Genomic DNA, 21,223 nt, shown 5'->3' with positions numbered 1-21,223 from the left:
ATGAGCGCACTTGTGAGGCCATTGAAACATGTGGGGAACCTGTGAAGGGTGGTCATGCGGTGCTCAGATGATCGCGCACACGACCGAGCCCCCGCACGCCGTTGTGCGGGGGCTCGGTCAGGTCCGGCGTCAGCCGAGGCGTGCCACCAGCTTGCGGTATTCGTCCCACAGCTCGGTCGGCGTGTGATCGCCGAACGTGTTGAGGTGCTCCGGTACCAGTGCGGCTTCCTCGCGCCAGACCTCCTTGTCGACGGTGAGCAGGAACTCCAGGTCGGCGTCGGCCAGATCGAGGCCGACCGTGTCCAGGGATTCCTTGGTCGGGAGGATGCCGATCGGGGTCTCGACACCTTCCGCCCGGCCGTCGAGGCGGTCCACGATCCACTTCAGCACGCGGGAGTTCTCACCGAACCCGGGCCACACGAAGCGCCCGTTCGCGTCCTTGCGGAACCAGTTGACGTAGTAGATCTTCGGGAGCTTGGCGGCGTCCTTGCCCTTGGCGACGTCGACCCAGTGCCCCATGTAGTCGCCCATGTTGTAGCCGCAGAACGGCAGCATGGCGAACGGGTCGCGGCGCAGCTCGCCGACCTTGCCCTCGGCGGCGGCGGTCTTCTCGGAGGCCACGTTCGCGCCGAGGAAGACGCCGTGGTTCCAGTCGAAGGACTCGGTGACCAGCGGCACGGCCGAGGCGCGGCGGCCGCCGAACAGGATCGCCGAGATCGGCACGCCCTTGGGGTCCTCCCACTCGGGCGCGATGATCGGGCACTGCGACGCGGGGGTGGTGAAGCGGGCGTTGGGGTGCGCGGCCGGGGTGTCCGACTCGGGCGTCCAGGAGTTGCCCTTCCAGTCCGTGAGGTGCGCCGGGGTCTCCTCGGTCATCCCCTCCCACCACACGTCGTTGTCGTCGGTGAGCGCGACGTTCGTGAAGACGGAGTTGCCCCACAGGGTCTTCATGGCGTTGGCGTTGGTGTGCTCACCGGTGCCGGGCGCGACACCGAAGAAGCCGGCCTCGGGGTTGATCGCGTAGAGCCGGCCGTCCTCACCGAACCGCATCCAGGCGATGTCGTCGCCGATCGTCTCGACGGTCCAGCCGGAGATCGTGGGCTCCAGCATCGCCAGGTTCGTCTTGCCGCACGCGGACGGGAAGGCCGCGGCGACGTACGTCGACTCCCCGGTCGGCGGGGTCAGCTTCAGGATCAGCATGTGCTCGGCGAGCCAGCCCTCGTCGCGCGCCATGACGGACGCGATGCGCAGGGCGTAGCACTTCTTTCCGAGCAGGGCGTTGCCGCCGTAGCCGGAGCCGTACGACCAGATCTCCCGGTCCTCGGGGAAGTGCGAGATGTACTTCGTCGCGTTGCACGGCCACGGGACGTCCTGCTCGCCCTCGGCCAGCGGGGCGCCCAGCGTGTGCACGGCCTTCACGAAGAAGCCGTCCTCACCGAGTTCGTCCAGGACCGGCTGGCCCATCCGGGTCATGGTGCGCATGGACACGGCGACGTACGCCGAGTCGGTGATCTCGACGCCGATCGCGGACAGCGGCGAGCCCAGCGGGCCCATGCAGAACGGGACGACGTACATCGTCCGGCCCTTCATCGAGCCGCGGAAGACGCCCTTCTCGCCCGCGAAGATCTCCCGCATCTCGGCGGGGTCCTTCCAGTGATTGGTCGGGCCCGCGTCCTTCTCCTCCTTGGAGCAGATGAACGTACGGTCCTCGACCCGCGCGACATCGGTCGGGTCGGACGCGGCGTAGTAGGAGTTGGGGCGCTTGATCGGGTCGAGCTTCTTGAACGTCCCCTTGGCGACGAGCTCCTCGGCGAGCCGCTCGTACTCGGCCTCGGAGCCGTCGCACCAGACCACGCTGTCCGGCTGCGTCAGTTCCACGATCTCGTTGACCCACGAGATCAGTTCCTGGTGGTTGGTCGGGAGGGTGCCCAGGGCGGAAGCCGCGATGTCGCGCGCCACGATCGCTCCTAAATGAGGATGTTGAGTTGGGTGCCCCGTGGGGGCCGCGACCCGGACGCTGCGCCTCCCGTTCCACTGAAATCCAGCGAGCGCTCATCCGGTGCCGACCGCACTCATTTGATCATCCGACCGTTTCGCCCATCTGTCCAGGGGGCTTCACACGTGAGCGGCGTGAGCATCGCCACTCGTTGCCGATGGGTTAGGGATCAGGACACTTCCGCGACCTGGGGTTAACCCCAGGTGAGATCTGACGCCTGCCATATCCACGACCTACGGGTGCGTAGGTACCATTCCCGGATGAGCGTCGCCGCAGAGCAGACCGAAGCCACCGCTGTCGAACCGCCGTTGCTGAAGCCGAGAATGCGCGGCTGGTTGCATGCCGGCATGTTCCCCGCCGTGCTGATCTCCGGCCTCTTCCTCACCGCGCTCGCCGACTCCACACGCGGCCGGATCGCCTGCGGCATCTTCGCCCTGACGGCCTGCCTGCTGTTCGGCGTGAGCGCGCTCTACCACCGGGGCAACTGGGGCCCGCGCGCGGACGGCGTGCTGCGCCGGCTCGACCACGCGAACATCTTCCTGATCATCGCGGGCACGTACACGCCGCTGACGATGCTGCTGCTGCCGGACGGCAAGGGCGACGCTCTGCTGTGGAGCATCTGGGCGGCGGCCGCGGCGGGCATCGCCTTCCGCGTCTTCTGGGTCGGCGCCCCGCGCTGGCTCTACACCCCCTGCTACATCGCGATGGGCTGGGCGGCCGTCTTCTTCCTTCCCGACTTCCTGCGCACCGGCGGCATCGCGGTGCTCGTCCTGGTCGTCGTGGGCGGAGTGCTCTACAGCGCGGGCGGCGTGATCTACGGCATCAAGCGCCCGAACCCGTCCCCGCGCTGGTTCGGCTTCCACGAGGTGTTCCACTCCCTCACGCTCGCCGCCTTCGTCGTGCACTACGTCGGCATCTCCCTGGTGGCGTACCAGCACGCCTGACCTTCTCCCCCATCCCTCCCTGAGGCCGCGGCTCACGCCGCGGCCTTTTTCGTGCGCCCGGAGCGTGGGTCTCCAGCCCTCTCCCGACAGGGACTCGATATTGACAGTAACCATGAAATGAGAGCTACTCTCATTTCATGGTTACTGTCACTCAACCTCGGACGAGGGAGTCGCGCCCGGACCCCCGGCGCTGGTGGGCCCTCGGTGCCCTGGTCGCGAGCATGCTCGTGCTCGGCTTCGACACGACGATCCTGAACGTGGCGCTCCCGACGATCGCCGGGCAGCTCGGCGCCACCACCGGGCAGCAGCAGTGGATGGCGGACGCGTACATCGTGGTGTTCGCGGCGCTGATGCTCCCGGCCGGACTGCTCGGCGACCGGTTCGGCCGGCGCCGGATGCTGATCGGCGGACTCGGCGTCTTCCTCGCGGCGTCCGTCGTGGGCGCGCTCTCCTCCGACGCGCACGGGGTCATCGCGGCCCGCGCCCTGATGGGGATCGGCGCGGCGTTCGTGATGCCGCTCGCCCTGTCCGTGCTGCCGTCGCTGTTCCCGCGCGAGGAACAGACCAAGGCCCTGGGCGCCATCTCGGCGGCCTCCGCGCTCGGCATGCCGCTCGGCCCGATCATCGGCGGCTGGCTGCTCGACCACTTCTGGTGGGGCTCGGTCTTCGTCCTGAACGTGCCGATGGTCGCGATCGGCATCATCGCCTGCCTGTTCCTGCTGCCCGAGAGCCGGGACCCGGCGGCGCCGAAGGTGGACATCGTCTCCACGGCACTGACCGCACTCGGCCTCGGCTCCCTCATCTACGGGATCATCGAGGGCCCCGGGAAGGGGTGGACGGACGCCGTCGTCATCGGCGCCTTCGTCACCGCCGCCGTCCTGCTCGGGGCGCTGGTGCCGCGGGAGCGGGGCAGCGCCCGGCCCATGCTGGACCTCTCGCTCCTGACCCACCGCGGCTTCCTCAGCAACACCCTGGCCGCCACGCTCGGCATGTTCGTCCTGTCCGGCGTGCTGTTCCTGCTGCCGCCGTACCTCCAGGCCGTACTCGGCACGGACGCGCTCGGCACCGGACTGCGCGTCCTGCCCCTGATGGGCGGCATGCTGCTCGCGGCGAGACTGGCGCAGCCGCTGGTCACCCGGTTCGGGGCACGGGCGGTGGTCTGCACGGCGCTCACCGTGCTCGCCTTCGCCGCGTTCCTCGGGGCCCGCACGACGGTCGGCTCCGGGTACGGGTTCACCGCGCTGTGGCTGTCGATCGCCGGGATCGGCATGGCCTTCGCCATGATCCCCGCGATGGGCGGTGCCATGGCCACGCTCGACAAGGACCAGGCGGGCCGCGGTTCGGGCCTGCTCTCCACGGTGCGGCAGACGGGCAGCGCGCTCGGTGTCGCCCTGCTCGGCGCCCTGCTCGCCGGGGCGTACTCGGGCCGGTTGAGCACCGCGGGCCTGCCGGGCCCGGCGGCGGACACGGCCCGCGACTCGGTCGTCGGCGCCCACGCGGTGGCCGGAAAGCTCGGCGAACCGGCGCTCGCGGCCTCGGCCGACTCCGCGTTCGTCCACGGCATGACCCTCGCCCTGGCCGTCATCGGGATCGCCGCCCTGGCGGCCGCCCTGCTCACCGCGGCCCTGATGCCCGGCCGCGTCCGGCCCGCCGGGGACGCCCCCGCCGGCACGGAGGTGGCCCCGGTCAGCGCCGATGCCTGAGAATGAGGGCCATGGCCGCGTCAGCACAGACGCCCGCGGAGCCCAAGGTCGGGCTCCGCGAGCGCAAGAAGATCAAGACCAGGACGGCGATCCGCGAGGCGACGTACCGCCTGATCGCCGAGCAGGGGTACGACGCGACGACGGTCGAGCAGATCGCCGAGGCCGCCGAGGTGTCGCCCTCCACGGTCTTCCGCTACTTCCCGACCAAGGAGGACATCGTCCTCACCGACGAGTTCGACCCGGTCCTCGAACGGGAACTGCGGGCGCGCCCCGCCGACGAGTCGGTCGTCGACTCCGTACGGCACGTCATCGACCGCAGCCTGGAGCTCGCCTTCGCGGACGAACCGCCGGAGGTGACCCGGCTGCGGCTGCGGCTCCAGGTCGAGACGCCCGCGGTGCGCTCCCGGATGATGGAGTCGATGTCCGTCACCGGCCGGCTGATGTGCCGGGTCATCGCGGAGCGCACCGGCCGCGACGCCGACGACCTCGAAGTCCGCGTCTACGCCATGTCGCTGGTCGGCGCGATGATGCAGGCCACGATGTACTGGGCCGAACACCACCACGAGGACGACCTGCGGGACCTGGTGCTGCGCGCCCTGGACACGGTGCAGCACGGGCTCTAGGAGAGCCCGCTAGACCCGCCCGAGGTCGGCGAAGCCCAGCGGCTTCAGCGAGTAGAAGCTCCACGTCGACCCCTTGTCCCCGCCGCCGACGTCGATGTCCTCCGTCCCGGACGCCTCCGACGACCACCGGATGCGGAAGGTGTGCGCGGTGCGGCAGTGATTGCGGTAGTAGACGGTCGTCGTCAGGGTGCCACCGTCCTGCCACGACCAGCTGAAACACCCGGTCGTCCCCCGGTGGACCGTGTCGGCGGCAGCGGGGGCGGCGGGGGTCGCGAGCAGCGTGGCGCCGGTGAGCGCGGCGGTGAGCAGAGCGTGGATCATGCGGTAGCTATACCGCGCTAGCCCTGTTCCGCACCCAGGACGACGCGCAGTCGGTCGACGTCGGTCACCGGGGCGTCGCACACGAAGTGGCGGCAGACGTACGCGGTGTCGTGCCCGTCGACGCGCGGCCGGTCGGCGAGGAGCGGCAGCTCGTCGCTCCCCTGCGGTCCGGCGGCGACCACGGCGCCCGGCGCGGTCCCGGTGAGCGCGGTGTGGTGCATCCGCCCGCCGATCTCGCCGACGACGGCGACCTCCCGCGGCCCGTCGAGCAGCGCCTCGGCGACCGCGAGCCCGTTCCCGATGAAGCGCGGGGCGCGCGGGCCGAGCGCCTTCACGACGCCCAACGCCCGCTCGGCGGCGGTGCGGTGGGCCTCGGACCCGGTCTGCGCGGCGTACGAGAGAAGGGCTCCCGCGGCGGCGGTCCACCCGGACGGCGTGGCGTTGTCCGTCGGGTCCTGCGGCCGCCTGATCAGCTTCTCGGCGTCACTGGCGGTGTCGTACAGCGCCCCGCTCTCGCGGTCCACGAACAGGTCGAGGACGCGGTCGAGCAGCAGCCCCGCGAACTCCAGCCAGACGCCTTCGCCGGTCACGGACGCGAGCGTGAGGAACCCCTCGGCGACGTCGGCGTAGTCCTCCAGGACCCCCGCGTTCGTGCCGACCTGGCCCTCCTTGCTGGTGCGGGAGATCCGGGCGTGCGTGTCCATGTGCAGCCGGACGAGCAGGTCGCCCGCGCAGACGGCGGCGTCCACGAGGTCCTGCCGGCCGAAGTAGGCGCCGGTCTCGGCGAGCGCGGCGATCGCCAGCCCGTTCCAGGCGGCGACGACCTTGTCGTCCCGGCCGGGGACGGGCCGGGCGTCCCGGGCGGTGCGCAGCCCGGTGCGGATCCGCTCGATCTGCGCGGCGTCGAACACCTCGTCGCCCTGCGGGAGTTGGAGGACGGAGGCGCCCTCCTCGAAGGTCCCCTCGTCCGTCACCCCGAAGTACCGGGCGGCGACGGCGCCGTCCTGCGCGCCGAGCACGTCGTTCAACTGCGCGGGCGTCCAGACGTAGTAGGCGCCCTCGACGTGCTTGCCGCTCGACGGGTCCGTGACGTCGAGACTGTCGGCGTCGAGCGCGGACGCGAACCCGCCCTCGTTCGTGCGCAGTTCACGGACCATGAAGTCGGCGGTCTCCAGAGCGACGCGCTTGGCGAGCTCGGAGCCGGTGGAGCGCCACAGGTGCGCGTAGGCGCGGCAGAGCAGCGCGTTGTCGTAGAGCATCTTCTCGAAGTGCGGCACCGTGAACTCGCGGTCCACGCTGTACCGGGCGAAGCCGCCGCCGAGCTGGTCGTAGATCCCGCCGCGCGCCATCCGCTCGCACGTGTCGGCGGCCATCTGGAGCGCGCCCTCGGAGCCGGTGCGCGCGTGGTGGCGCAGCAGGAACTCGATGACCATGGACGGCGGGAACTTGGGCGCGCCGCCGAAGCCGCCGTGCGCCGCGTCGTACTCCCGGGTCAGGCCGAGCAGCGCCTGCACCAGCTCGGCCTCGCCGGGCGCCTGGGTGTCCCCGTAGGGCAGCTCGCGCGAGGACAGGTCGGCGGTGATCTTCCCGGCGACCTCGGCGACCTCGCCGCGCCGCTCGGTCCAGGCGCTGTGCACGCCGTCGAGGACCTGGCCGAAGGAGGGCATGCCGTGGCGGGGCTCCGGCGGGAAGTACGTGCCGAAGTAGAACGGCTCGGCGTCCGGCGTGAGGAAGACGGTCATGGGCCAGCCGCCGTGGCCGGTGGCGGCCTGCACGGCCTCCATGTAGACGGCGTCGACGTCGGGGCGCTCCTCGCGGTCGACCTTGATGTTCACGAACTTGTCGTTGAGGACGGCGGCGGTGGCGTCGTCCTCGAAGGACTCGTGGGCCATCACATGACACCAGTGGCAGCTGGAGTACCCGACGCTGAGCAGCACCGGCACCCCCCGGCGCTTCGCCTCCTCGAAGGCCTCGGCCGACCAGGGCCACCAGTCCACCGGGTTGTCGGCGTGCTGGAGGAGGTAGGGGGACGTCTCTTGGGCCAGTCGGTTCGGCATACCGTCCATCCTCGCGCATGCCCGTCGCCGTCGCGTCTTTGATCGGCGGGACCCTCGCGCCTTCACCCCATACGCAGGACACTTGAGCCGGAACTGACACCATCGGAGGGGGACGAACGATGCGAGACAGCCATCGGGCGGAGGCCGAGCGGCTGTTGGCCCGCGCCGTCGAGGAAGAGGTCAGGCGGTCGGGCGGACGTACGGACGGCGGGGTGCTGCTCTCCCGGGCACGCGGCGCGCTGGACGCCATGGAGCAGACGGCCGCCGACGAGTACGCCGCGTACAGCAGGGCACTGGACGAGGCCGAGGCCGGGCAGATGTCGTTCGGGGAGCGGTTCGCCAAGCAGGGCGGGTCGACTCCCTTGCAGGTGGCGGGAGTCGGCGCCGTCACCGCCGTGGTGGCGGACCTGATCCTCGGCACCGGCACCGGGATCGCCGTGGGCGCGGGCGCCGCCGTGGCCGTCCTCGGCGGCGCGGCGACGCTCGCCAAGGTGGCCGCCTCGCACGTACCCGCGGCGAGCCGCAGCGCGGGCGCGCTGAGCCAGCCGGGCGGGCCGGAGCAGCTGCGGTTGCAGTGGCTGACCGCGCTGGAGGTGCGGGGCATCCGGCCGTTCCTCGACCAGCAGCGGGTGCTCGCCGCGACGACGGGGGCCGGGGGCGCGAAGAAGCCGACCCCGCAGCTGCGGCGGACCGACAAGAGCGCGGCCGCCCGGCGGCGCAACGTGCTGGAGCAGTCGTTCGGCCAACTCCCCGAGCCCGAGGGCCCGTTCGCGGGGCGGCGGGTGGCCATGTCGCGGATCGCGCAGTGGGTGCACGCGGCGCGGGCCAGCACGGAGACCCGGCCGACGGTCGTGGTGCTGCACGGGGCGCCGGGGTCGGGCCGCACGACGCTGGCGGTACGGGCGGCGCACGAACTGCGGGACCAGTTCCGCGGGGCGTGCGTGGTGGACCTGCGCGGGGACCGGGCCGACGCGCCGGCGCTGACGACCCGCGACGCGCTGCTCCATCTGCTCAACCGGCTCGGCGCGCCGCGCGAGCAGCTGCTGTTCCGGGAGCGTTCGCCGCAGGAACAGCAGGTCAAGCGCCTCAGCGAGCTGTACCACCAGCATCTGACGGGGCTGCCGGTCACGATCGTCCTCGACGACGCGCAGGACGCCCAGCAGGTGCGCACCCTCATCCCCGAGCGGTCCGACAGCCTCGTCGTCGTCACCGCCCGCAAGCCCCTCGACCTGCCCGAGGACACCCCGGCGTGGGTGCACCACCTGCCGGTGGAGGCGCTGGACGCGGCGGGCGCGGAGGAGCTGCTGCGCGCGGCCGCCGAGGACACGAGCGGCCCCTACGACGCCGAATCCTCCGAAGCCGTAAGGGAGTTGTGCGGCGGTCTGCCGCTGGCGCTGCGCGTCGCGGGGTCGGCCATCGGCCCGCGCACGACGCGTCAGCTCGCCGCCGACCTGAGCGCGTACGGGCCCGTCGAGCCGGTCGAGCGAGTGCTGTGGCTGCGTTACACCGACCAGTCCGACCCGGCGCGGCGGCTGCTGCGCCGGCTCGCGCTCGCCGGGCGGGCCTCGCTGGGCGCGGCCGCGGCGGCGGCGCTGCTCGCCACGGACGAGCAGGAGGCGACCCGGCACCTGTCCGCCCTGTCCCGCGCGGGCCTCGTCGACCACGTCCGCGGCAGCCGGTACCGCCTGCACGACCTGGTCCGCACCTTCGCGCAGGCCCGCCTCGCCGACGAGGAGGAGCCGGCCGAGCGCACGGCCGCGCAGGAACGGCTGATCCAGAACTACGCGGACCTCGCGGACTCGGTGATCCGCCTGGTCGACGGCAACATGTCGACGCGCGCCGGACAGATGGGCCCGCACGGCTTCACGTCCCTGGACGCGGCGCTGCGCTGGCTGGACGACGAGTCGAGCTTCATCACGGCGGCGCTGCGCCACGCGGAGGGCGTCAGCCAGGACGCGGTGCTCGGCCTCCTGGGCGCGCTGTGCGACTACTGCCTGCTGCGCGGCGACCTCTACCGCCTGGGCGAGATCAGCGAGTTGACGCAGGCCATCGACCAGGGTCTCCTGGTGCGCTCGGTCCAGTGGCGCACCGGCATCGCGGCCCGTCAGCTCGGCGAGCTCGACCAGGCCAGGACGACGCTGTCCTCGGTGGTGGACCTCTACCGCGAGGCGCACCACCGGGCGGGCGAGGCCCGCGCGCTGTGCTCGCTCGGCATCACCCTGCACCACCAGGGTCAACTCACGGAGGCCACCGCCAAGTTGAGGGAGGCGCTCGACCTCCAGACGACACCGGAGACGAAGGGCGACCGCGGCTGGACGCTGCACGCGCTCGCGGCCGTCGAGCGCGACCGCGCCCACGTGCGCGAGTCCCTCTCGCTGCTCACCGACGCGCTCGCCCTGCACCGGGAGAACGAGTCGCTGCACGGCGAGGCGTGGGCGCACTTCCAGCTCGGCCAGCTGTGCCTGCGCATGGGCGACGTCCCGCGCGCCGACGACGAGCTGCGCACGGCCCTCGACCTGTACGGGCGTACACGGGACGCCCGCGGCGAGGCGTGGGCGCTGACCCAGCTGGCCCGTGCCCGGCTCGTCGACGGTGACGCGTCGACGGCGGTCGACGGCCTGCGCCAGGCCGCGTCCCGGCACCGCGACAACGAGGACGCGCGCGGCGAGGCCTGGTCGTACTACTACCTGGGCCAGGCCCTGGAGGAGACCGGCAACCTCGACCAGGCGGTGCGCGAGCTGGAGCGCTCGCGCACGATGTTCTCCCGGATGCGGGACGTGTACGGCCTGGCGTGCGCCCGCCACCACTCGGCCCGCGTCACCCGCGACCAGCGGGCCGCGCAGACCGGCTCGCTGCGCAACTCCGGCTTCGCCCGTCAGCTCCTCGTCGACGCCCGCGCCGACTTCCGGCGCATCGGTGTCGCGCACGGCGAGGCGTGGACGTGCCTGGAGCTGGCGGTCGTCGACGCGGGCAACGCCCGGCTCCAGCAGGCCATGGCGCTCTGCGAGGAGGCGGCGTCGCTGTTCGCCTCGTACGGTGACCGGCGCGGCGAGGACTGGGCGGTGTTCCTGCGCTGCACGCTGCTGCCGTACGCCTCCCCGGGCGGCTCGGAGGTCGGCGCGGCCGTCGCCCAGGAGGAGCTGGCGCAGCTGTCCCGCACCCCGAACCCCACCCGCGACGGCAAGCTCGACGACTACGTGGAGGCGTACGGGCTGCTCCTGGAGCGGGGCGTGGACCTGGACGCGGGCTGGCAGGCCTGGCGCCTGGGCATGGTGCCGAACCGGCACGCCCGGGACGTGATGGGGGTGGTGGTCGGCGAGGCCGCGTAGTCCCTCAGGGCGTGCGCCGCGCGCGGTACTGGAGGTGCAGCACCCGGTCCCCCTGGACGACCACATGCGGGTCCGCCAGGAGGTGCTGCCCCTCGGTGGAGCCGAAGTAGCGCTTGCCCGAGCCGAAGACCACGGGGACGACATCCATCGCCACGACGTCGACCAGGCCGAGCGCGAAGGCCTGGCCGCCGATGTCGCCGGCGGTGATCGCCACGGCCCGGCCGGCCGCCAGCTCCCGCGCGATGGCGACGGCCTCGGCCACGTCGCCGACGAAGTGGTAGTGCGCGGCCTCGGGGTGCCAGTCGGCGGGCCGGGGCCGGTGCGAGACCACGACGACGTGCTCGCCGGCCGGGGGCTTGGCGTCCCAGCCGTTCGTGAGGTCGAACAGGTGCCGGCCCATGACCGTGACGCCGAGGCTGTCCCACATCGGCCGGGTGTAGTCGGCGGACGCCTTGGACACGCGGAAGCCGGCGCCGTCGGCCAGCGGCTCGGAACCGTTGCCGTACCAGTCGAACAGCGGTCCGACCTGGTCCTCGGCATCGGCGATGAAGCCGTCGACGGAGACGACGGCATGCATCAGTACGGGGCTCGTGGAGCGGTTCGAGGAACCGGTGTGAGGGCTCATACCCGTACGACCCCGCCCGCCCGCGAAACTCATCGGGGGGCGGGGGCCCTCACGTCAGGCCGAGGTGCGGGCGTCCTTCGACGCCTCGTCCGCCGGTTCGTCCGACGCCTTCTCCTTGAAGTCGACCTTGCCCATGTGCCGGTTCATCGACTTCATCAGGCCCCAGACGGCGAGCGCCATCACGGCGAAGACGATGAACCCGAGCACGCCCGGGGTCACCTTGTTCTCGTCGACCTCCTGGGCGGCAAGAGGGACGAGATGGGTCATTGCCAGATTCGATGTCACATCAGGCATTGTGACGGACGCCCGCGAAGAGGTCGTCCTCGGGGAGGGAGGTATCGACGAGCGACTTCGCGAGCTCGTACTCCTCGGTCGGCCACACGGACTTCTGGATCTCCATCGGCACGCGGAACCAGCCGCCGTCCGGGTCGATCTGCGTGGCGTGCGCGATCAGGGCCTTGTCGCGGATCTCGAAGAACTCGGCGCACGGCACGTGCGTGGTCAGCGTGCGCTCGACCCGCTCGAACTCGTCCCACCGCTTCAGCCAGTCCGCGTACGGCGACTCCATGCCGCGCGCGAGGAGCGCCTCGTGCAGCGCCTCGGTGCGCGGCCGGTTGAAGCCCTGGTTGTAGTAGAGCTTGCTCGGCTGGAAGACCGGGCCGAACTCGTCCTCGGGGTACTTCTCGGCGTCCGCCGCACCGTCGAAGGCCACCATCGTGATCTTGTGGGTCATGATGTGGTCGGGGTGCGGGTAGCCGCCGTTCTCGTCGTACGTCGTGATGACCTGCGGACGGAAGGAGCGGATCTGCTTCACCAGGCGGCCGGCCGCGTAGTCGACGTCCTCCAGGGCGAAGCAGCCCTCGGGCAGCGGCGGCAGCGGGTCGCCCTCGGGCAGACCGGAGTCGACGAAGCCCAGCCAGTCCTGCTTGACGCCGAGGATCTCGCGGGCCTCCTCCATCTCCTTCCTGCGTACCTCGTGGATGTGCTCCTCGATGTACTTGTCACCCTGGAGCTTCGGGTTGAGGATGGAGCCGCGCTCGCCGCCCGTGCAGGTCACGACATGCACGTCCACCCCCTCGGACACGTACTTGGCCATGGTGGCCGCGCCCTTGGACGACTCGTCGTCGGGGTGGGCGTGAACGGCCATCAGTCGCAGCTGCTCAGTCAAGACAAGATCCTCGATGATTTAAGGCGCCCTGGTGTGATTCGGCGCGTTGGGCGACTTCTATAGTGACCGAACCGGGGGGCGGAAAATTCCGGTGCCCGGATGTTGACGGGCGACGCGAGAGGAACTGGCCGATGAGCGCCGTGCAGCAGCTGCCCGAGGGCCGGTACGGGTCGTCGCGCGCGGCCGACGCCCGCGCCGACCGGAAGCTGAAGATCGCCGCGATCGTCCTCGGGACCCTGTTCGCCGCGATGATGGTCTGGTTCGGCTGGTACTACGTCGCCGGGAACAAGTTCAGCGGCGAGGTCATCGCGTTCAAGGCGTACGACGACAAGGTCAGGGTCCACCTGGAGATCCGCAAGGACACGGACGCGAGCGGCTACTGCACGATCCGCTCGCAGGACGCGGACGGCGCCGAGGTGGGCCGCGCCGACTTCCGCTTCGACCAGCACCGGGACCGCATCGACAAGGTCGTCACGCTGCGCACGGCGGGCGGCCGGGGCACGACCGCCGAGCTCGTCGGCTGTCATTCCGACTGACTCTGTCCAGTTGACCGACGCTCACCCGTGCTGACCTGCACTGACCTGCGTTGACGTAAAACTGATGCCTTATGTCCTCCCCCTTTGACCCGTGAATTGTTAGGCTCGTGGTTTCGCCCACCCGAGGGGGAACATCCTTCTGGGTAGGGCGATGCTTTGTATTCCCAGTACCTACGAGGAGCGACCTGTGACCCAGACCAGCGAAGACGTCACCTGGCTGACGCAGGAGGCGTACACCAAGCTCAAGGACGAGCTGGCGTACCTGTCTGGTCCCGCGCGCGAGGAAGTCACGCAGAAGATTGCGGCGGCGCGCGAGGAGGGGGACCTGCGCGAGAACGGCGGGTACCACGCGGCCAAGGAGGAGCAGGGCAAGCAGGAGCTCCGCATCCGCCAGCTGACCCAGCTCCTGGAGCGCGCGAAGGTCGGTGAGGCCCCGGCCGCCACCGGCGTGGTCGCGCCCGGCATGGTCGTCACGATCGCTTTCGACGGCGACGAGGACGACACCATGGAGTTCCTGCTCGCCTCCCGCGAGTACGCGAGCTCCGACATCGAGACGTACTCGCCGCAGTCGCCGCTCGGCACGGGTGTGAACGGCAAGAAGGTCGGCGAGGACGCCCAGTACGAGCTGCCGAACGGCAAGTTCGCCTCGGTGAAGATCCTCAAGGCGGAGCCGTACGGCGGCTGACGCCGAGCCTGAGCAGGGGCGAGGCCCCCGGAGCGTGTGCCGCTCCGGGGGCCTCGTCGTGTGCGGTGGAGCTCAGGCCGTCGCGTTGCGGTACTTGCGGACGGCGAGGGTGCGGAAGACGACGATGATCAGGACCGAGTAGATCAGCGAGGCCCAGACGGGGTGCTGCATCGGCCAGGCCTCCGACGGCGAGAGCCCTGGATCGCCGAAGAGTTTGCGGCAGGCCTGGACGGTGGCGCTGAACGGGTTCCAGTCGGCGACGTGCCGCAGCCAGGGCGTCATCTGGCCGGTGTCCACGAACGCGTTCGAGATGAACGTGACCGGGAACAGCCAGATCAGGCCGCCGGACGTGGCCGCCTCCGGCGTGCGCACGGACAGGCCGATCAGGGCGCCGATCCAGGTGAACGCGTAGCCGAGCAGGAGCAGCAGCCCGAAGGCTCCGAGGATCTTGCCGAAGTTGGTGGGGGCGACCGAGCCGGGCCGCCAGCCGACCAGCAGCCCGACGGCGGCGAGGACCGCGAGGGTCAGCGCCGTCTGCACCAGGTCGGCGATGGTGCGGCCGGTGAGCACGGCGCCGCGCGCCATCGGCAGCGAGCGGAACCGGTCGATGAGGCCCTTGTGCATGTCGTCGGCGATGCCCGCCCCGGCGCCGGCCGTGGCGAAGGTGACGGTCTGCGCGAAGATGCCGGCCATCAGGAAGTTCTTGTAGACCTGCGGGTCGGTGGTGTCGCCGATCTTCATCGAACCGCCGAAGACGTACGTGAACAGCACCACGAACATGATCGGCTGGATCAGGCCGAAGATGATCATCTCCGGGATCCGGGACATCCTGATCAGATTGCGCTTGGCGACGACCAGCGAGTCCCGGACGGACTGGCCCATGCCGCCCGCCGCCCGGGGGACGCGCGCCGCGTCGGTGACGGCACTCACGTGCGGACCTCCTGCTCGTCCTGGTCCTTCTGCTCCGCCAGGTGGCCGGTGAGCGAGATGAACACGTCGTCCAGGGTCGGGCGGCGCAGCCCGATGTCGTCGATCTCGATGCCGCGGGCGTCCAGGTCGCGGATGACCTCGGCGAGCAGCTTGGCGCCACCGGTGACCGGGACGGTCAGCTTGCGGGTGTGCTGCTCGGTGGCGACCTCTCCCTTGCCGAAGCCGTGCAGCACCTCGGCGGCCGGGGCGATGTGCTCGCGCTCGTGCACGACGACCTCGACACGCTCACCGCCGGTCTGGGCCTTGAGCTGGTCGGAGGTGCCGCGGGCGATGACGCGGCCGTGGTCGACGACGCAGATGTCGTGGGCGAGGTGGTCGGCCTCTTCGAGGTACTGGGTGGTGAGCAGCAGGGTCGTACCGCCGGCCACCAACTCCTGGATGACCTCCCACAGCTGCTGCCGGTTGCGCGGGTCGAGACCGGTGGTCGGCTCGTCCATGAACATGACGGGCGGTGAGACGACGAGGGCGGCCGCGAGGTCGAGGCGGCGGCGCATGCCTCCCGAGTACGTCTTGGAGGGCCGGTCGGCGGCGTCCGCGAGGTTGAACCGCTCCAGGAGCTCGCTCGCGCGGGCCTTCGCCTCCTTGGCCCGCATCTGATAGAGCTGGCCGACCATCTGGAGGTTCTCGCGGCCGGTCAGGTACTCGTCGACGGCGGCGAACTGGCCGGACAGGCCGATCGAGCGCCGCACTTCGTTCGGCTGTTTCAGTACGTCGATGCCCGCGACGACCGCCTTGCCGCTGTCCGGCGTGAGCAGGGTCGTCAGGCAGCGCACCGCGGTCGTCTTGCCCGCTCCGTTCGGCCCGAGCAGTCCGAGGACGGTGCCCTCGGGTACGTCGAGATCGACGCCGTCCAGAGCCCTTACGTCGCCGAAGGTCTTCACCAGACCTTCGGCGTATATGGCGCCTGGCATGTCACTCCCCCTGGGGTGGGTGTGCGTGCTGGGTGTTCCGCTGTCCTTGCGTGCCCCATGTGCCGTTGTGCCGCGTACGGCTTGCTTGTACCGCTTGCTTGCACCGCTTGCTCGTACTGCTTGCTCGTACTGCTTGCTTATGTGGAGAAAGTCTAGATTTGGCGCGGCTCGCGCGCTCCTCAGCGGCTGAGGCGGGCCCCACGCTAACGCGATGTATCGCGTCGCTTCAACGGATTTCCCCGATGACGGTGTAGCCCGCCTCGCGCAGCGCCGCGCCGACCTCGGCGCAGTGCGCGGGGCCCTTGGTCTCCAGGTGCAGCTCCACCTCGGCCTCCGTGAGTCCGAGGCGCGGGTCGGTGCGTACGTGGCTCACGTCCAGGACGTTGGCGTCCGCCACGGACAGCACTCCGAGGAGCGTGGCCAGGGCGCCGGGGCGGTCGGTCAGGCGCAGCCGCAGCGACAGGTAGCGGCCGGCCGCGGCCATGCCGTGGGTGAGGACGCGCTGCATCAGGAGCGGGTCCACGTTGCCGCCGGAGAGCAGGGCGACGACCGGGCCCTCGAAGTTCTCCGGATCGCTCAGGAGCGCCGCCACGGGGCTCGCTCCGGCCGGTTCGACGACCAGCTTGGCCCGCTCCAGGCAGAGCAGCAGGGCGCTGGACAGCTCGTCCTCCGACACCGTACGGACGTCGTCGACGAGGTCCTCGACGATGCGGAACGGGACGTCTCCGGGCCGCCCCACCTTGATGCCGTCGGCCATCGTCGCGGGGTGCGGGACGGACACCGGGTGCCCGGCCGCCAGCGAGGGCGGGTACGCGGCCGCGCCCGCCGCCTGGACGCCGATGACGCGCACGTCGGGGCGCAGGGCCTTGACCGCGACCGCGATGCCCGCCGCGAGACCGCCGCCGCCGACGCCCACGACGATGGTGCGCACCTCGGGGCACTGCTCCAGGATCTCCAGGCCGAGCGTGCCCTGGCCCGCGACGATGTCCGGGTGGTCGAAGGGGTGGATGAAGACGGCGCCGGTCTGCTCCGCGTACTCCTGCGCGGCCGCGAGGGTCTCGTCGACGACCTGCCCGTGCAGCCGGACCTCGGCCCCGTAGTCACGGGTCGCGGCGACCTTCGGCAGGGGCGCGCCGACGGGCATGAACACCGTGGAGCGCACGCCCAGGAGCGAGGAGGCCAGCGCCACGCCCTGCGCGTGGTTGCCCGCGCTCGCCGCCACGACCCCGGCCGCGCGCTCCTCCGGCAGCAGCCCCGCGATCCGTACGTACGCGCCCCGCAGCTTGAAGGATCCGGTCCGCTGGAGGTTCTCGCACTTGAGGTGTACGGGGGTGCCGACCAGCTGTGACAGGTGGTGGCTGTGCTGCAGGGCGGTCACCTTGGCCACGCCGGAGAGCATCTTCTGGGCACCTCGTACGTCGTCGAGGGTCACCGTGGGCGCCTTGGCGGGCAAGTAGTCAGACGCGCTGTAGCTCATGACCGAAGTCTCGCAGCTCACGGCACACGTCTCTCGGGATGTTCACGCTCCGAGACCGGATTGCGCAGCGCAGGGACGGCCAGCGCTTTCGCCGCGTACCCTGTGCCCCAATCCAGTGCAATCCACCACCCACGCATGAAGTGAGCACCCGGCCATGCCCACACCACAGGAAACGATGGACATGACGACCGTCGGCGACTCCGGCCTTCTCGACACCCTGCAACACGAGGTGGCGGTGTTCGCGCGTCGCGCGGAACAGACCCGCCTCGGCGGGGTCGGACAGGTGCGCAACTCGATGGACCGGGCGGCGTACCTGCTGCTCAACCGTCTCGACAAGGAAGGCCCGATGGGCGTCAAGGCGCTCGCGTCGAGCATGGGTATCGACTCCTCGACGGTGACCCGCCAGGTCGCCCCGCTGGTCGACACGGGTCTCGTCAAGCGCACCTCGCACCCGGAGGACGGCCGTGCGGTGGTGCTCCAGCTGTCGCCGCGGGGCCTCTCGCGTCTCGACGAGGTCCGCTCGTCCAGGCGAGAGCTGATGGCGCAGTTGACGCAGGAGTGGGAGCCACAGGAGCGCGAGCAGTTCTGCGCGCTCCTCACGCGCTTCAACTCGGCGCTCTCGGCACGTCAGAGCGGGCAGCCCGCGCCGTCGCCCGAGGACTGAGGCCGCACCACCCTCGTACGACCGCCGCGGCTCCCGCCTCTTGACCGGGGGGCCGCGGCAGGCCTCATATGAAGCGTGCGCGAACGGCAGGCGTCGAGGAACGCCCGTCGGGCCCGTGAGTTCGAGGCGTTCGTCGCGGGCGCGGCCGGGCGGCTGCTGCATGCCGCGACCCTGCTGACCGCCGAGCCGCCGGACGACAACCCGCGCGCGCGGCGGCTGCTCACGGCCGCGCTCGCCCGTACGTATGCCTCCTGGGACCGTCTTCGGGGCGAGGACCCCTACGACTGCGCCCGTAAGGAACTGGCCGTCCGCTTCGCGCACGGCATGTGGATCCCGTATCGGCATCGCGCCCGCGGTGGCGTGCTGGGGCATCTGACCGCGCAAGAACGTCTCGTCCTGGTGCTGCGGCTCTTCGAGGGCATCGGCGAGGAGCAGGCGGCGGCGCTCCTCGGGCTCTCCACGGAGCGGGTGCGGGCCCTGCATCTGCGCGCGATGGCCCTCGTCCTGCACCCGCCGCGCGGTCCCGCGCCGGCCGAACTCCAGGGGATGAGCCCCGCATGAGCCTTCAGGAACGCAAGGAATCCACGGTGCGGGCGGTGCTCGACGCGGCGCCGCCGCCGGTGGTGCCGGCCGAGCTGTACGCCGAGGCGACGCGCAGGGGCAACCGGGTGCTGCGGCGCCGGCGGATCGCCCGGCAGGTGATGTGGTGCCTGCTGTGCGTGGCGGTGGTGGCGTTCCTGGTGTGGGCGACGATGGCGCGCCCGTGGGTGGAGCCGCCGTCGACGACGACTCCACCCTGACCGGCTGGTGAGCCGGCCCGCGTGGCCGGCTAGCCCTTCTTGAGGGCCTGGTGCAGGTCGGCGAGGAGGTCGTCGACCGACTCGATGCCCACGGAGAGCCGGACGAGGTCGGCGGGCACCTCCAGGGCGGAGCCCGCGACGGAGGCGTGCGTCATGCGGCCCGGGTGCTCGATGAGCGACTCGACGCCGCCGAGGGACTCGCCGAGCGTGAAGAGCTTCGCCCGGTTGCAGACCTCGACGGCCGCCTCTTCGCCGCCCTCGACGCGGAACGACACCATGCCGCCGAACGCCTTCATCTGCTTGGCGGCGATCTCGTGGCCCGGGTGCTCGGGCAGGCCCGGGTAGAGGACCTCGGTGACGCGCGGGTGGCGGGTGAGCATGTCGGCGACGCGAGTGGCGTTCTCGCTGTGCCGGTCCATGCGGACGGGCAGCGTCTTGATGCCGCGCAGCACCAGCCAGGAGTCGAAGGGGCCGGCGACGGCGCCCATCGCGTTCTGGTGGTACGCCAACTCGTCGGCCAGGGCCGGGTCGTTGACGATCAGCGCGCCGCCGACGACGTCCGAGTGGCCGCCCATGTACTTCGTCATCGAGTGGACGACGACGTCCGCGCCGAGCGCGAGCGGCTGCTGGAGGTAGGGGCTCGCGAAGGTGTTGTCGACGACGAGGCGCGCGCCGGCCTCGCGGGCGACCTGCGCGACGGCGGCGATGTCCGTGATGCCGAGCAGCGGGTTCGAGGGGGTCTCGACCCAGATCGCCTTGGTCTTGGGGGTGAGTGCGGCCCGTACGGAGTCGACGTCGGCCGTGTCGGCCACCGACCACTCCACGCCCCAGCGCGAGACGACCTTCGCGAACAGGCGGAACGTGCCGCCGTACGCGTCGTTCGGGATGACCACGTGGTCACCCGGGCTCAGCACCGTACGGAGCAGGCAGTCCTCGGCGGCGAGCCCGGAGGCGAAGGCGAGTCCGCGCCGGCCGCCCTCCAGGGCCGCGAGATTCTCTTCGAGGGCGGTGCGGGTGGGGTTGGCGCTGCGGCTGTACTCGTATCCGCCGCGCAGGCCGCCGACGCCGTCCTGCTTGTACGTGGAGACCTGGTAGATCGGGGGGACGACGGCGCCGGTGACGGGATCTGCCGTGTTCCCGGCGTGGATGGCGGTGGTCTCGAACCCTCGGGGCCCGGACGGGCTGCTGTGCGTGTCGCTCATGCCGCACGAGAGTAGTGCGCCCGAGCGGTCCCGCGACCTCGGTTAGCTTGTAGGTATGGGAATTCTCTGGGTCCTGATGGCCGTCCTGATGATCGCCTGGGTGGTGATGCTGCGGCGGCGCGGCGGTATCCGTCAGGTCGCCCCCGGCTCCCCGGACGCCGCCGACCCGGCCGCCTACGGGTTCGTGCGGCAGGAGGAGCTCGACGTGCGGCTGCCGGGCCCCGACCAGGACCTCCTGGACGTGATGGCCGTCGTGCAGCGCAATCAGGACTTCACGGCGGCCGCGCAGCTGCTCGCCGGGACCGGCAAGGAGACCGAGGCGCGCTGGGAGCGGGTGCAGGCGATCGCCGGTGCCGCCGCCCTGGAGATGCAGCGGACGCCGCGGCTCGGCGCCGGATGGCTCCAGGCGTGGCGCGCGCAGCAGCCGAAGGACGCGGGCGGGGCGCAGGTCTTCGCCGAGTTCCTGGTGCAGCAGGCGTGGCGCGACGGCGGGACGCCGGACGAGCAGCGCATCGTCCTGGAGGAGGCCCGCGCGGCGTGCGAGCAGGCGGCGCTCCTCGCGCCCGGCGACCCGGTCCCGCACATCACGCACCTCGCGGTGGGCCGCGGGCTGGGCTACTCGCGGACCGAGTTCGAGCAGCTGTGGCTGAAGATCCTGGACACCGCGCCCGGACACATGGGCGCGCACCTGGCCGGGCTGCGCTACTGGACGGAGAAGTGGCACGGCTCCCGCGAGGAGGCGTTCGCCTTCGCCGAGGCCGCGGCGGCGCGCGCCCCGCGCGGCTCCCTGCTCCCCGCGCTGCCCCTCTTCGCGCTGTACGAGCACCTGCCCGACCTGAACCTGGTCCGCGGGTTCTACGAGAGCGAGGTCGTCACCAAGGCGCTGCACGGCGCCCTGTTCGCGGTCACCTCGGCCCGCCCGGACGACCCGATGCTCGCCCACGTACGCCACCTGCTGATCTTCTTCCTGGTCCGCGCGGAACGCTGGTCCGAGGCGATGCAGCAGCTCGTACGGGTCGACGGCCACATCGGCGCGATCCCGTGGACGTCGGACGAGGACCCGGCGTCGTCGTACGCGGTGTACCGGGCCCTGGCGGTGGCGGGCTACGAGGCGAACGGCGGCAGCCCGGCGACACTCCGCCACTGAGCCGTTCGGCGGGCGTCGGGCGGGGCGGAAATCCGCTGGCAACGG

The 21,223-nt window shown here is 71.3% G+C and carries 20 protein-coding genes; 10 read left to right on the top strand and 10 right to left on the bottom strand.

Features of this window, described 5'->3' with window-relative positions:
• Positions 1 to 129 precede the first annotated feature (129 nt).
• On the bottom strand, positions 130 to 1,959 hold the full coding sequence (locus tag V2W30_RS25105; RefSeq protein WP_338699969.1) for a phosphoenolpyruvate carboxykinase (GTP): 1,830 nt from the start codon (positions 1,957 to 1,959) through the stop codon (positions 130 to 132).
• A gap of 297 nt (positions 1,960 to 2,256) precedes the next feature.
• Between V2W30_RS25105 and trhA the strand changes: the two genes are divergently transcribed.
• From trhA to V2W30_RS25090, 3 genes are all read left to right on the top strand, one after another.
• Complete coding sequence (gene trhA / locus V2W30_RS25100) at positions 2,257 to 2,940, top strand: PAQR family membrane homeostasis protein TrhA (RefSeq protein ID WP_338699967.1); 684 nt, start codon at positions 2,257 to 2,259, stop codon at positions 2,938 to 2,940.
• A gap of 137 nt (positions 2,941 to 3,077) precedes the next feature.
• Positions 3,078 to 4,643 (top strand): DHA2 family efflux MFS transporter permease subunit, encoded by a 1,566-nt coding sequence (locus V2W30_RS25095; RefSeq protein ID WP_338699965.1) that lies wholly within the window; start codon positions 3,078 to 3,080, stop codon positions 4,641 to 4,643.
• 11 nt (positions 4,644 to 4,654) lie between these two features.
• Positions 4,655 to 5,266, top strand: a complete 612-nt coding sequence (locus V2W30_RS25090; protein WP_338699963.1) for a TetR/AcrR family transcriptional regulator — start codon at positions 4,655 to 4,657, stop codon at positions 5,264 to 5,266.
• Between the two features lie 9 nt (positions 5,267 to 5,275).
• Here V2W30_RS25090 and V2W30_RS25085 read toward each other — a convergent pair whose 3' ends face one another.
• A complete protein-coding gene (locus tag V2W30_RS25085; protein WP_338699962.1) occupies positions 5,276 to 5,587 on the bottom strand; it encodes a hypothetical protein in 312 nt (103 codons plus the stop codon).
• Between the two features lie 17 nt (positions 5,588 to 5,604).
• Positions 5,605 to 7,644, bottom strand: coding sequence for a thioredoxin domain-containing protein (locus V2W30_RS25080; protein ID WP_338699960.1), 2,040 nt, complete (start codon positions 7,642 to 7,644; stop codon positions 5,605 to 5,607).
• 119 nt (positions 7,645 to 7,763) lie between these two features.
• Here V2W30_RS25080 and V2W30_RS25075 point away from each other — a divergent pair, with 119 nt between their 5' ends.
• Positions 7,764 to 10,973: a tetratricopeptide repeat protein gene (locus V2W30_RS25075; RefSeq protein WP_338699958.1), complete on the top strand. Its 3,210-nt coding sequence runs from the start codon at positions 7,764 to 7,766 to the stop codon at positions 10,971 to 10,973.
• Between the two features lie 4 nt (positions 10,974 to 10,977).
• Here V2W30_RS25075 and V2W30_RS25070 read toward each other — a convergent pair whose 3' ends face one another.
• From V2W30_RS25070 to mca, 3 genes are read right to left on the bottom strand one after another with little or no spacing between them, the layout of a single operon-like run.
• A complete protein-coding gene (locus V2W30_RS25070; RefSeq protein WP_338699956.1) occupies positions 10,978 to 11,598 on the bottom strand; it encodes a dihydrofolate reductase in 621 nt (206 codons plus the stop codon).
• A 54-nt stretch (positions 11,599 to 11,652) separates the two neighbouring features.
• A complete protein-coding gene (locus V2W30_RS25065; RefSeq protein WP_425244592.1) occupies positions 11,653 to 11,865 on the bottom strand; it encodes a hypothetical protein in 213 nt (70 codons plus the stop codon).
• 19 nt (positions 11,866 to 11,884) lie between these two features.
• On the bottom strand, positions 11,885 to 12,766 hold the full coding sequence (mca, locus tag V2W30_RS25060) for a mycothiol conjugate amidase Mca (RefSeq protein WP_338699952.1): 882 nt from the start codon (positions 12,764 to 12,766) through the stop codon (positions 11,885 to 11,887).
• 131 nt (positions 12,767 to 12,897) lie between these two features.
• Here mca and V2W30_RS25055 point away from each other — a divergent pair, with 131 nt between their 5' ends.
• A complete protein-coding gene (locus V2W30_RS25055; RefSeq protein ID WP_338699950.1) occupies positions 12,898 to 13,302 on the top strand; it encodes a DUF4307 domain-containing protein in 405 nt (134 codons plus the stop codon).
• A gap of 187 nt (positions 13,303 to 13,489) precedes the next feature.
• Complete coding sequence (gene greA / locus V2W30_RS25050) at positions 13,490 to 13,987, top strand: transcription elongation factor GreA (RefSeq protein ID WP_338699948.1); 498 nt, start codon at positions 13,490 to 13,492, stop codon at positions 13,985 to 13,987.
• A gap of 72 nt (positions 13,988 to 14,059) precedes the next feature.
• On the opposite strand, the gene V2W30_RS25045 is transcribed toward greA, so the two are convergent.
• The 3 genes from V2W30_RS25045 to ilvA form a co-directional block, all read right to left on the bottom strand.
• Entirely contained in the window at positions 14,060 to 14,917 is an 858-nt protein-coding gene (locus V2W30_RS25045) for an ABC transporter permease (RefSeq protein WP_425244591.1), read from the bottom strand.
• A complete protein-coding gene (locus V2W30_RS25040; protein ID WP_338699946.1) occupies positions 14,914 to 15,888 on the bottom strand; it encodes an ATP-binding cassette domain-containing protein in 975 nt (324 codons plus the stop codon). The genes V2W30_RS25045 and V2W30_RS25040 overlap by 4 nt, the downstream gene beginning before the upstream one ends.
• 226 nt (positions 15,889 to 16,114) lie before the next feature.
• Complete coding sequence (ilvA, locus tag V2W30_RS25035) at positions 16,115 to 17,365, bottom strand: threonine ammonia-lyase (RefSeq protein WP_338699944.1); 1,251 nt, start codon at positions 17,363 to 17,365, stop codon at positions 16,115 to 16,117.
• Between the two features lie 175 nt (positions 17,366 to 17,540).
• Here ilvA and V2W30_RS25030 point away from each other — a divergent pair, with 175 nt between their 5' ends.
• The 3 genes from V2W30_RS25030 (at position 17,541) to V2W30_RS25020 (ending at position 18,829) form a co-directional block, all read left to right on the top strand.
• Positions 17,541 to 18,029, top strand: coding sequence for a MarR family transcriptional regulator (locus V2W30_RS25030; RefSeq protein ID WP_338703750.1), 489 nt, complete (start codon positions 17,541 to 17,543; stop codon positions 18,027 to 18,029).
• A gap of 75 nt (positions 18,030 to 18,104) precedes the next feature.
• Positions 18,105 to 18,590 carry a sigma factor-like helix-turn-helix DNA-binding protein gene (locus V2W30_RS25025; protein WP_338699943.1) on the top strand — a complete coding sequence of 162 codons (486 nt, stop codon included), beginning with the start codon at positions 18,105 to 18,107 and terminating at the stop codon, positions 18,588 to 18,590.
• Positions 18,587 to 18,829, top strand: coding sequence for a hypothetical protein (locus V2W30_RS25020; protein WP_338699941.1), 243 nt, complete (start codon positions 18,587 to 18,589; stop codon positions 18,827 to 18,829). Before V2W30_RS25025 ends, V2W30_RS25020 begins: the two co-directional genes overlap by 4 nt.
• Before the next feature lie 29 nt (positions 18,830 to 18,858).
• Here the strand turns inward: V2W30_RS25020 and V2W30_RS25015 are convergent, their stop codons facing one another.
• Entirely contained in the window at positions 18,859 to 20,031 is a 1,173-nt protein-coding gene (locus V2W30_RS25015; RefSeq protein WP_338699938.1) for a cystathionine gamma-synthase, read from the bottom strand.
• Positions 20,032 to 20,086: 55 nt separating this feature from the next.
• Here V2W30_RS25015 and V2W30_RS25010 point away from each other — a divergent pair, with 55 nt between their 5' ends.
• Positions 20,087 to 21,178, top strand: a complete 1,092-nt coding sequence (locus tag V2W30_RS25010) for a hypothetical protein (RefSeq protein WP_338699936.1) — start codon at positions 20,087 to 20,089, stop codon at positions 21,176 to 21,178.
• Positions 21,179 to 21,223: the final 45 nt, after the last annotated feature.

Origin of the sequence: Streptomyces sp. Q6 (assembly GCF_036967205.1) — a bacterium.
Lineage (GTDB): Bacteria > Actinomycetota > Actinomycetes > Streptomycetales > Streptomycetaceae > Streptomyces > Streptomyces citrinus.
Note: the sequence above shows the minus strand (reverse complement) of the source record. Positions and strands in the feature narration are given on the sequence as shown.